Genomic DNA, 12,237 nt, shown 5'->3' with positions numbered 1-12,237 from the left:
CCTTTTTATAGCGAATATGTAAGATAGTCAATCAAGCCCGTTAAAACAGCCATCGAGAATATAAACCTTATGAACATTGTCAAGCGTCCTTTTTTCCATCGAAGATAGAATGCAAACAATGCTATCATTAATGGATACAGTGTAAATAACTTTTCAAGTGAAGTTTCCGAGGATGCCATTGAAAAGTTTAAGAGCGCCAGTAGTACCGCCATTGTAAGACTGAAGGAGCATGTTAAACATTTGCTCATGTGTTCACTGCTTTTGTAGAGATGAAGCTGTGTGAAAAACACCAGAATTACAACTAGAAAATTCATAATCATAGTAGTGATGCCATTCAAGTCAGCACCTCCTTTAGTTCAATTATACCAATTCACATATATATGTAAACCCTAAAATGATAATATGTTAACAAACATTGACAAAAGATTTTATTCCTAGTATAATTGTAAACTGTACCCAGGCAGGGTATAACACAAAAAGGAGGAGTTTTATATGAATGAATTGAATAATTATTACATAAAAACTAATAGAACTTTCACTACAATTAGAAAATTTGCTTGGATTTTTACTTTTCTTGTGGCAATCGGTGGTCTGTGGGAGCCTAGATTAGGTGTCCTTGTTGTGGGGATCATGGCAGGTCTATTGGGGACATCATTTTTTTCAGGAAGACACTGGTGCGGAAATTTCTGTCCACATGGAAGTCTTTTTGATAATATAATAAATCCCGTCAGCATGAACAAGAAGATCCCGGCTTTTCTCAAGAGCAAGTGGTTTATCGGGGCATTTTTCCTATTCTTTACCATCAACTTCTCTAGAAAGCTCTTTAGAATTGCAGCCCTTTGGGGATCATACAGCTTTATTGAGAGACTGGGATACATATTCGTCAATACCTATCTGATGGTATTGGTTGTTGGGGGAGCGGTTGCTCTACTGGTCAATTCCAGAACATGGTGCCAGTTCTGTCCAATGGGAACCCTTCAGAAGATATCCTATAGATTGGGGAAGGCAGTAGGAGTTGCTAAGCATACTGAGAAGAGAATAACAATAGAGTCAAAGGATAAGTGCCATACCTGTGGGAAATGTGCAAGGGTTTGTCCATTCCAGCTAACTCCGTATTTGGAGTTTAATGAGAACAACCAGTTTGATAACATTAACTGCATTAAGTGTACCACGTGTGTTGAAAACTGCCCTGCAAATCTTTTATCTCTGGAAACAGAACGCAAGGCTGTAAACATAATACAGATGAGTGATGTCAAAGGTTATGAAAACAGGCAGGAAATCCAATCCACACTTATAGAGATAAATGATCTTGATGGTGACTTGAGGGAATTTGTGTTCAGGTTTGAAAATCCAAAAAATGTTCACTACAAGGCCGGGCAGTTTATTCTGGTTAAGATTCAGGACAACCCGGTCCAGTACAGAGCTTACTCCATATCTTCAGCCAATGAGGATGACAGAATTCTTAAGGTTATAATAAAAAAGGTAAAGAACGGTTATGGAACTGAGATAATATTCAGATTCAAGGTAGGTGACGAGGTTACCTTGGAAGGTCCAATGGGAAATCACCTAGTACCTAGTGAGGATACGAAAAAGATGCTTTTTATTGCCAATGGAATTGGAATTACACCATTTATCGGGCTTGCAAAGGAAAGTCTTGCAAAAGGGGATTCAGTTGAATCTGTCAAGCTGTTAAACGGACAGAGATATATTGATGATTTTATATATCATGATTACTTCAAGGAGCTTCAGACGGAAAATGACAATTTTGAATATCTTCCTGCTGCCTCAAGAGAGGAGAAGGAGGGCTTCCATAAGGGATACGTAACTGGGCTGCTCAAGACCATGGATGTGACGGGGCATAAGGTATACATGTGCGGATCAGGTGCAATGATAAGGGAGTGCTACGATATATTAAGGTCTAAGGGGATTTCATCTGATGACATATTCTTCGAAAGCGAGGAAAGAATTCAACTTAGCGCATAGATAATAGAAATAGAAGCGAATATAATGCACCTCCAAGGGGTAATAATTTAGTGAGGATTCCGAGGAGGTGTTTTTATGTTGTATTTTGCTTATGCAAGCAATCTTAGCAAGAAGTATATGTCCAGCAGATGTCCACATGCAATACCCTTGAAAAAGGTAAGACTAAAGGGATATAAGCTTACCTTCAATGAGCTGGCCGATATAGTTCCCAAGGAAGGCGAAGAGGTAGTAGGAGGACTTTACCTTATATCAAAACAGGAGTTGGAAAAGCTGGATATACTTGAAGGACATCCAGACCTTTATGAAAGAATTATCGTTGAGGTTGAAGATGATGGCGGCAACCTATACGAAGCCTTTGTATACTCCATGGTGGACAAGAAGGAGCAGGCTCCGCCTGACAGCTACTACAATATACTCAAGGATGGCTACGAGGACTGGGAAATTGATAAGGAAAGACTTGAAAAAGCCAGAAGATTTGAATAAAAATTATCCCCTGGTCCAAGACTGGGGGAACTTTTATAATACAGATATAAAGGAGTGCTTTTATGTTAAAAAATTTAGGTGATATTAAACCTCAGGTTCATGAGGAAGCATTTGTTGCAGAGACGGCTTCTGTAATTGGTGATGTAAAGATAGGGAAGGGAAGCAGTATTTGGTATGGTGCGGTAATAAGAGGAGACATCGAAGATATAGAAATCGGAAAATACTCAAACATACAGGATAACGCATCAGTACACACTGAAACAGATATTCCAACTCGAATTGGTGACTATACTGTTGTGGGTCACAATGCAATAATTCACGGTTGCACCCTTGGAAACAATACCTTGGTTGGGATGGGGGCTATTATCCTCAACAATGCTGAAATCGGAGATAATTGTATAATTGGAGCAGGGACGGTTGTAACGGAAGGCAAGAAGATCCCTGATAATTCAATGGTTATCGGAATACCAGGGAAGGTGGTGAGAGAGGTAACGGAGGCGGAAATAGAGGGAATAAGAGATAATGCATTAAGGTACAACAGCTTGTTTAAAAAGCACATTGACTGATAAATGAATTGTTAGATTGTAAACCGGAGATAAATCTCCGGTTTTATTATTTGACAAAAATGATATTTATGCTATTATAAGTAAGTAAGCACTTACATAAGGGAGGGTAGCTATGAAAAATAATAGAACAAGAATGAACAGAGAAGAGAGGCAAGTCCAGATTACCCAGGTAGCAATAAAACTGTTTGTTGAAAATGGGTACAAGGGTACAACTACGGCTCAAATCGCTGAAGCTGCCGGTATTTCAGAAGTCACCCTGTTTAGGAATTTTGAATCGAAGAGGGAAATATTCCTTCATGGAGTGATGCCCATACTCACCCATACTTTAGAGGATAAACTTAAGGTGGATAAGGATAAGAGTCCGGAGGAGGTTTTGGAGAGCTTTTTGGTTGACAGGCTAGCCGTTATTTCTGAAAATCACGGAGTGGTAAGACTTGTGCTTATGGAAAATCAAATGAATCATGAGCTAGGGGATATAGACTTTATAAAGAAGGTTGGAGGTCAAATTCAAAAAGGCCTTCAGGAAATGGGATTCAAAGAAGGAATGCAGGACTTTACCATGAGATTGATAATGGGAAGCATCCTTTCTTTTCTATACCTGCCTGAAACAGATGAGGATACTGTAAGGGAATTTGCAGCTGAACTGGCAAGGACAATTGCCACAATTGATAAAAATAGATAGGAGAATCGTATGACCATAAAAAGGAAGATTATATCAATATTAATAATTGTTGCAGGATACTTGATTCTAAGGAATTCTTCACTATTGCCAATTGAGGCAAGTAATTCCAATCTGAGGACTGAGGAGCAGGGAATTGTAACCGAGCTACTTACCGTTGCCAAGGTTCAAATGGTTCAGGACTTGACCTATCTTGGTACGCTGGAAAGTGACACCAAGGCTATGCTAAGCCCAAAGGTAACAGGTAACGTAACTGATATAAACGTATCTGAAGGAGACATCGTTTATGAGGGAGAAATCCTGCTCCAGATTGACAGTGAACAGTTGGAGGCTAAACTAAAAACTGTGGAGCAGAGGAGGAATCTCTTATATGAAACCCTTTCATATCTTGATTCAGAGTTAGGCGGTTTTTACTCAACAAATCCTTTGGGCTCCAAGCTTCAATCTGCAAGATTATCACTTGATTTTCAAGAATCAGAAGTGGATAAATTAAGAACCTTGTATGAAGCAGGCGCTGTATCAAAATCCCAGTTGGATCAGGGAGAACATCAACTTCAATCCTTGAGACTTCAGGTGAAGGAATTGGAACAGACAATGAACTCAAATTATAACAAGCTTCAGCAGGAAAGGGATGTTACAGCAGCCCAGCTGGGAGAGCTTGAAGCATCCATAGACGAAATGGCGCTGTCTCTGAGGGATTCTTCCATAAAAGCCCCATTTGATGGTCAGATAACTCAGATAATAGCTTCAGTGGGAGAGCTTGCTTCACCGGGAAGAGCACTTGTAAGTCTGGATAATGTGCATCAGCTCAGGGTTGTTACACAGGTGGGTGAAACTGACCTTCAGAGAATCAGAAGGGGAATGGAGGTGGAGGTTACACTTTCAGGCCATGATGATCCAATTGGAGGAACCATTTCCTTCAAGAGTGGTAGTGTAAATCCCAATACAAGAATTGGGGAGGTAAGGGTTGATGTTGAACTACCAGCTGAGGAGGTTGTAATCGGCTCAAGTGCAAGGATAAGAATCCTTCTGGATTCAAGCAGAAATGAAATAATGATACCTTCTTCTTCAGTTAAGACTCTTGAGACTGGAATGGTGGTTTATGTCTACAATGGAAAGGGAAGGGTCTATGAAAGGAAAATCACCATCGGCAACAGTGTGGGCGGTCAATATCAAGTGATTGAAGGTCTGGCTGAAGGTGATGTCATAGCAGTGAGAAATATCCAATCATTAAGTGATGGATCACTTGTATACAAACTGGAGGAGGAGATTACACGATGAGTTTTGGCAAATTCTCCACAGGGAAGAAATACATTGTATTCTCAATCATAATCGGTATAGTAATTTTTGGAGTATACAGCATGTTCACCTTGAACACACAGCTATCTCCAGATACAAGTCCTCCTACTGCAACCGTTATGAGTGTATATCCCGGTGCAATGGCACTGGATGTGGCAACTGATGTTTCAAAGCCCATGGAGGAAGCTTTTGCCAAGCTGGATGGAATTGAAAACATCAGTTCATCAAGCCAGGACAATATCTCAATCATCAGATTGACATTTGATTATTCAACTGATGTGGATCAGGCCGCAATTGATATACAGAACACTATCAGCACCATCAGGAATAAATTGCCGGACGGTCTACAGGATCCTCAGGTTTTGAAGTTCAGCGTATCAGATCAGCCCATAATGACAATAGGTTTAAAGAGCGACTCCCTGTCCATGAGAGATCTTAGAAAGCTTACCGAGGATAAGCTGGCATATGAGCTTCAGCTGGTTGAGGGTGTAGCGGCAGTTAATATATTCGGTGGCTATGGTCAGGAAATACTGGTCAGTTTGGATGAGGCTACCGTCAGAGCATATGGACTTTCAATGGAAACCATAGTGGGTTCGCTTAAGGCATCCAATGTTAAGGCTCCAGGTGGCAGCATACTTTATGAGGATAGAGATTTGCTCCTAAGGGTTGAAGAAAGCCTCCTTTCCATACAGGAGCTTGAAAATATAAACATTCCTCTTGGGGATGGAAATTCTATACCCCTATCAGTACTTGGAAGAGTGGAATCGGGAACAGTAACCAGGGAAGGATCATATAGGCTTAACGGAGAGGATGCCTTGGCCATTCTGATTACCAAGAAGGCCGATTACAACACAGTTGATGTAATAAAGACTATTAGTGAAGAAATGGTGCAACTGGAGGATGCTTATCCTTATGTTCAAATGACTGTTGCTTCCGATGATTCCGAATTTACCAATCAAATGGTTACAAACATGGCCACAAGTGTTCTGATTGCCATTGCATTTACGATGATAATAATTCTACTGTTTATAAACAACATATCAAGATCCCTTGTAATTTCAATTTCAATGCCCTTGGTATTCTTGAGCACCATGGGATTGATGAAGCTCTTCCATATGGACCTTGACCTTGTTACGCTGTCTGCACTGATACTAAGCATTGGTTTTGTAGTTGATACTGCAATAGTGGTGGTAGAAAACATAAGCAGTCATGTGGGTAAGGGAAAGGAAATAACTAGAGCTGCTATAGAGGGCACAGATGAGATAGCACTTCCCAGTATAGCAGGGGCCACAACAACCTTGATAGTTTTGGTACCCCTGATGTTCATTACTGGCTTTGTCGGAGAGATGTTCAGGCCTTTGTCAGCAACCCTGATTTTTGCCATATCCTCATCCTTAGTGGTTGCTCTGATAATTATTCCATTGTTGACTGTGATGTTTCAGCCTTTGGAGTTTAAGAGGACCGAAAAGTTGGTTTCAAAGCTCTCAGGACCATTCAACAAAATAATGGATGCAGTTCAGGAAAAATATATAGCCCTTTTTCACATGACCAGGAAGGGTAAAAAAAGAGTATTGACTCTAATGGTTGCTTTGATGGCATTGAGCGTCCTGTTCCTAAGGTCCAATGGGATGGAGATGCTACCGAAGTTTGATAGTGGTGTTTCCTATGTGACAATAGAGATGGTACCGGGAACAACCCTGGAAAAGACAGAGGAGGCAGTAGGGAATATTGAGGATTATCTACTTGAGATAGAAGAGGTGATCTCATTTGATTCAAGAATCGGCTATGAGGAAGGAAACATTCAACAAGGTGACTTTGGGATCATGGGAAGCGACCAGGCAATGATAACAATAAACCTCACCTCAAGGAAAGAAAGAAGTCTTTCCATCTGGGACTTCCAGGAGGAGCTGAGGGATGAAATAGAAGAGATTCCTGATGTAAACAGGTATGTTGTCAAAGAGAAAGGTGGGACGGCTGTAACAGGTACCTCTGCTCCAATAGCCATCAAGGTTACAGGTGAAGACCTTGATGTGCTCTACCATCTTGCAGACCAGATGGTGAGTAGAATTGAGAATGTTCCGGGAACCACCAATATTTTTACCAGTTTCAACAATGACTACAGACAGATGTCTCTAAAGCTTGACAAGGAGAGATTATCAGAGCTTGGATTGACAAGTGCCTCAGTATCATCACAGCTGTATGGAAGAATGGAAGGTATTGATGCCACATCAATGACCCTGGGTAGGGATGATTCAATAGATGTTAGGGTAGGCTATAGTGGGGACTCTTCCCCTGACCTTGACTATCTTATGGACACCTACCTGACAACCCCATTGGGAGTAAGGATACCCCTTGGTGAAGTAGCATCAATAGAGGTTGAGAACAGGGCGAATATGGTAGAAAGAGAGAACATGTCCTATACAGTGAACATAAACGGGTTCACCGAAGACCGTGCATTCAGTCATGTTGTATCTGACATTCAGGGAGAAATTGACAAAATGGACCTACCAAAGGGCTATAGCATTGGGCTTGGTGGAGAGCAACAGACTCTGACCGACTCTGTAGGGGATATGGCATTTTTGATTTCATTGGCCATTGTATTTGTCTATCTGATACTGGTGCCACAGTTCAAATCATTTCTTCATCCTTTAACAATAATGGCTGCCATCCCCATGGTGGTAATCGGAATTGCACCTGCGCTTGGATTGACAGGAAAATATATGTCCATGCCAGTTCTTCTGGGACTAATATTGCTTGCAGGAACTGTAGTAAACAATTCCATTTTGCTGGTTGCTGCAATAAATGAAAACAGAGAAGCTGGAGTACAGATGGTAATTTCAGTAGAAGAAGCTATAAGGTCAAGGTTTAGACCTATCATGATGACCGCTCTATCTGACATAGTTGGAATGCTTCCACTTGCCCTTCAGTTGGCATTGGGCTCAGAAAGGTTTTCGCCCTTGGCAATAACAGTAATAGGTGGAATGCTTGCAGCCACTCTATTGACAATTATAATTATTCCCCTGATTTACATGACTTTGGAGGGAGCGGGAACGAAATTCAAGAAGATATTTGGAAGAAGCAAGGCTTCTGTAGAAATTGAGCCCAGTTAAAATTCAATCATTAAAAGGATGGGTATAAAGGTTGATAGAGGGTATAAAATAATAAGATATGCAATGATATTACCAATGGGGGGATGATTATGAACTATAAAGAAAAGTACCAATCCTGGATTGAAGATCCATTTTTTGATGAGGAAACAAAAGCTGAGCTTAAGGGATTGACTGATGAGGATGAAATTGAGGATAGATTTTACCAGGACCTTGAGTTTGGAACAGCTGGCTTGAGGGGAAAGCTTGGAGCAGGCACAAACAGGATGAACATATACACTGTCAGTATGGCTACAGAAGGACTGGCAAGGACAATTGAAAACTATGGAGAGGAAGCGAAGAATAAAGGTGTAGCAATAGCCTATGATGTGAGACAGTACTCAGACAAATTCGCTGAAATAGCCTCCAGAGTTCTAGCTGCAAAAGGTATCAAGGTGTATCTGTTCGATGATATAAGACCTACACCGATGCTTTCATATGCTGTAAGAAGACTGGGCACAAAGTCTGGTATCGTGGTGACAGCTAGTCATAATCCCCAAGAATACAACGGATACAAGGTTTATTGGGAAGAAGGGTCACAGATTCTTGATGATGTTGCGGATGAGATATTGGAAGAAATCGATGGAATAGACCATTATAGAGATATTGAAATGATGGATTTCCAGGAAGCCAAGGAAAAGGGTCTGATTCAAATAATTGGTAAGGAAGTAGATGATGAGTATTTCTCTGAATTGTTGAAGATGCCAATACATGATGACATAGACAAGGATGTAAAGATTGTTTTCACTCCTCTTAACGGAACAGGTAATAAGCCTGTAAGAAGAATTTTGGATGAAAGAGGGTTCAATAATATCATAGTTGTACCAGAGCAGGCTGAGCCTGATTATACATTTGCGACTGTAGGCTATCCAAATCCAGAGGATAGCAAGGCCTTCAAATATGCAAGAGAGCTGGGACTCAAGGAGAACGCTGATGTATTGCTGGCAACTGACCCGGATTGTGACAGGGTTGCAATTGCAGTAAAGAATGACAAGCACGATTACACATATCTAAATGGCAACCAGATTGGAGCTTTGCTGGTTTATTACATCCTCTCTGAAAGAAGCAAGAAGGGAGATTTGCCAGAAAATCCAGCCATTGTAAAAAGTATTGTTACTGGTGATCTAGGCAGAGCCATTGCAAAGAAGTATGATGTTGCAACCTTCGATACACTAACAGGATTTAAGAATATCTGTGCAAAGGCAAATGAATGGGACGAAACAGGGGCCTTCAACTTTGTATTCGGCTACGAGGAAAGTATAGGCTATGTTTACAAGGATCTCGTCAGGGACAAGGATGCTGTTGTCTCCTCCATGATGATAGCTGAGATGGCTGGTTTCTATAAGAAGGAAGGAAGATCCCTTCTGGATGTTCTTGAGGACATATACAAGGAATTTGGGTACTATTATGAAAAGCTTATTTCAATCGTACTTGAAGGAGTTGAAGGACAGGAGAGAATCAAAAGGATGATGGATGATATAAGACACCATTCGATAGATTCCATAGGGGAAATGATGCTGCAAAAGACAGTTGACTTCCTTAGGGATGAGACTGATGCCGGGAGATCAAATGTACTGAAATACTACTTGAATGATGGATCATGGTATGCTGTTAGACCATCGGGGACAGAACCTAAAATTAAGCTCTACATCTACTCAAAGGGAAAATCCAGAGAGGAAGCTAAGGATAAGGTGGAGCTGATTGAAAAGGTTGTTAGACACAGAATGGATTCAGTTGAATAGTACACAAAAAAGCGGGAGAAGGTTCCCGCTTTTTATTTGCCACAAAATAGCCGGTGGATAGGCTATATATTTTCAAGTATGTGATTTGCAAAGGCCTTTGCCTTGTCTCTGATGTTTGGAACATTGTTGATCGACCCCGGGTCATTGGCTGTTGCCATTATTGAGAACTCAGGGGGCAACTCAAAGGTTTTGTTCATGTTAAGACTGCTTATAAGCTGTTTGGCCAGCGCATCTCCGCCTGAATATCCAGAAACGATAACTGCAAAGATCTTCTTGTCATAAAACTTAGTCTTTCTGAAAAGTGCAGTAAGCCTGTTGATGGTAGCTACAATATTTGCTGTAATCATGTCATTATAGTTGGGGCAGAGAAGCATGATTGTTGATGAATCCTGAATTGCAGGATAAACCTCCTCCACAACCACACCACCATAGTAGCATTTAGCCTGTTTTCCAAAGTATTTGCAGGTTTTGTAGCTGCAGCCTCTGCAGTCAGTTATCGTGCCATTACCAAGATAGACTTCATTTATTTGGACTTTTTCCTGCAAATGCTCTTTTATCATTTCCCAAAGTGAATACGTATTCGATGTTCCTTTATTTGATGAATGAAGTACTGTAATTGTTCTATTTCTAAAATATTTCTGGGTTGAAAGAAGTCTTCTTCCAAGCTCTTCACTTTTCTGCAGACAGATTTCCTCCAAGGGAAGATCATAGATTTTTTTTAATGGAATGTAATTGTCCAGATTCTGGTTTGCTTCAATGACAGGTCTTCCAGGGAAGGTGCAGCCAAGCTGGTTTGCAATGAAAACGATGTCCTGAGCAGCTGTTTTTGTGAAATTGTCAAAACCGCTGTGTATCAGGATAGAAGCTCTAGCGTTTTCAAGAGAGCTCTTACCTCTCTTGACAAGCTCCTCCAAAATTCTGTTGAGCTTTGGATTTATTCCTATGGAATTAAGCTCAACTGCGAATAGGATGTTATGACCTTTCAGGTCGGGCAGGTTTTCATCGCTGCTTACAATATTGAACTCCTGGCCGCTTACTGCCCGGTCAATCATTTTTTGAAGCAGCGATGATGGTTGTGAAGGTAAAATTAGTGTAAATGGTCTCATATCATACTCCTTAGTTGGTTGTAGGTTTTCTCAAGTCTATTTTCTAGCATGGGGTGGAGGCTGTAGGAAGGTATGTCAAGACCGTTTTTTGTCAGTCTCATTTTTGCTCCCATAAAAACTTCGCCCATCATGGAAGAACCATAAAAGTATTCATTCTCAATTGTTGCTATAAGCGACAAAGCACCTGATGACAAGCTTGGAGCCACAAAAGGTTTGAATCCGAATCCTCTGATTTCCAAATTTGAGTTTAGGGTTTTCTCTGTCAAGAACAATGAATTTTCCTCATTGTAGTTTATCATACTATCAGCCACAATCAAACCCTTACCATGTGGACCAAAGACCTGGCCTTCCTTGAAATAATGCTCCAAAAGTGGATTTTTTTCAGCATGGAAGCAAGCTCTTGCATTCATGACACCCAGACCATAGCCAATTATTTGATTAGGTGCCAGGCCCCTGTAGTCCAGATTTCCGTTGACATCTGTGTTTGAATCAAGATAAAGTCCTCTGCAAAGAAGATCTACAGGATCACTTACAACAGCAAAGATGCCTTTAAACTCTTTTTCACGAGCAGCTCTTGCATGTTTCATTAGGATTTCCCTGTTGCCTTCAAACTGAACCATTCTAACATCAATATTTTCAGAGCCTACAGGAGGGATACCTCTTGAGGCACAAAAAACTACCATATCACAGTTAAACAGGTCTTCCTCGTCCACTGCCTCTACAGCTGGGAAGGACTTTTCATGGTAGGGACGCCGAATCTGACCAAGCTCGTGCTCCCATCTCTTAACCTTTTCTGGCGTTCTGTCATAGATGCCTATTGTCATATTGGAGCCAAGGAGTCTCAGTCCAATAAGCAATGTGCTGCCAACATCTCCCAGGGCGATGACATTGATCCTCCAATGGGAGGGGAGGTCATCCAATTCTTCTTTCCACCGAGGAAAAGATATGTTTATCGCCTTTATCTTCTCATCCCTTATTTTGTCTTCAATCCAGTCAGGAACATCGAAATTGTTTACATCTCTTTTAAGGATATCAAGTCCCTCTTTGTTTTCCTCAATCTGGGCAGGGGATTTAACCAGAAATCCCCTCCTTGAAGAGAAGGGATCCATGACCTTTAAATAGTAGATTGGGTCCTTCGTCTTGGCTAAATGATCTTCGGTTGTTTTATCCAGTTCTTCAATGTGGATTTTGGAAAACAGTAGTTTGTCTTTATATCTGTAGTAATACATTTTA

10 protein-coding genes are annotated in these 12,237 nt (G+C 40.9%); 7 read left to right on the top strand and 3 right to left on the bottom strand.

The genetic code is table 11. The features are described 5' to 3' along the window. Positions 1–5: 5 nt before the first annotated feature. The gene (locus tag ACKVDP_RS10410) at positions 6–338 is read right to left on the bottom strand and encodes a hypothetical protein (protein ID WP_409228783.1); all 333 of its coding nucleotides are present in this window, start codon (positions 336–338) and stop codon (positions 6–8) included. A gap of 154 nt (positions 339–492) precedes the next feature. Between ACKVDP_RS10410 and ACKVDP_RS10405 the strand changes: the two genes are divergently transcribed. The 7 genes from ACKVDP_RS10405 (at position 493) to ACKVDP_RS10375 (ending at position 9,898) form a co-directional block, all read left to right on the top strand. Then, the gene (locus tag ACKVDP_RS10405) at positions 493–1,983 is read left to right on the top strand and encodes a 4Fe-4S binding protein (RefSeq protein ID WP_409228782.1); all 1,491 of its coding nucleotides are present in this window, start codon (positions 493–495) and stop codon (positions 1,981–1,983) included. 75 nt (positions 1,984–2,058) lie between these two features. After that, entirely contained in the window at positions 2,059–2,466 is a 408-nt protein-coding gene (locus tag ACKVDP_RS10400) for a gamma-glutamylcyclotransferase family protein (protein ID WP_409228781.1), read from the top strand. 62 nt (positions 2,467–2,528) lie between these two features. Further along, on the top strand, positions 2,529–3,032 hold the full coding sequence (locus ACKVDP_RS10395; RefSeq protein ID WP_409228780.1) for a gamma carbonic anhydrase family protein: 504 nt from the start codon (positions 2,529–2,531) through the stop codon (positions 3,030–3,032). 112 nt (positions 3,033–3,144) lie between these two features. Beyond that, complete coding sequence (locus ACKVDP_RS10390) at positions 3,145–3,714, top strand: TetR/AcrR family transcriptional regulator (protein ID WP_409228779.1); 570 nt, start codon at positions 3,145–3,147, stop codon at positions 3,712–3,714. Positions 3,715–3,723: 9 nt separating this feature from the next. Then, on the top strand, positions 3,724–4,992 hold the full coding sequence (locus ACKVDP_RS10385) for an efflux RND transporter periplasmic adaptor subunit (RefSeq protein ID WP_409228778.1): 1,269 nt from the start codon (positions 3,724–3,726) through the stop codon (positions 4,990–4,992). Next, on the top strand, positions 4,989–8,120 hold the full coding sequence (locus ACKVDP_RS10380) for an efflux RND transporter permease subunit (RefSeq protein WP_409228777.1): 3,132 nt from the start codon (positions 4,989–4,991) through the stop codon (positions 8,118–8,120). Before ACKVDP_RS10385 ends, ACKVDP_RS10380 begins: the two co-directional genes overlap by 4 nt. An 89-nt stretch (positions 8,121–8,209) precedes the next feature. Beyond that, on the top strand, positions 8,210–9,898 hold the full coding sequence (locus tag ACKVDP_RS10375; RefSeq protein ID WP_409228776.1) for a phospho-sugar mutase: 1,689 nt from the start codon (positions 8,210–8,212) through the stop codon (positions 9,896–9,898). 62 nt (positions 9,899–9,960) lie between these two features. On the opposite strand, the gene ACKVDP_RS10370 is transcribed toward ACKVDP_RS10375, so the two are convergent. Together ACKVDP_RS10370 and ACKVDP_RS10365 are read right to left on the bottom strand one after the other, a co-directional pair. Continuing rightward, positions 9,961–11,004, bottom strand: coding sequence for a flavodoxin family protein (locus ACKVDP_RS10370; RefSeq protein ID WP_409228775.1), 1,044 nt, complete (start codon positions 11,002–11,004; stop codon positions 9,961–9,963). Continuing rightward, on the bottom strand, positions 11,001–12,233 hold the full coding sequence (locus ACKVDP_RS10365; protein ID WP_409228774.1) for a lactate/malate family dehydrogenase: 1,233 nt from the start codon (positions 12,231–12,233) through the stop codon (positions 11,001–11,003). The genes ACKVDP_RS10370 and ACKVDP_RS10365 overlap by 4 nt, the downstream gene beginning before the upstream one ends. Positions 12,234–12,237 lie beyond the last annotated feature (4 nt).

This window comes from Gudongella ferriphila, assembly GCF_046224405.1.
Classification (GTDB): Bacteria; Bacillota; Clostridia; order Tissierellales; family Tissierellaceae; genus Gudongella.
Note: the sequence above shows the minus strand (reverse complement) of the source record. Positions and strands in the feature narration are given on the sequence as shown.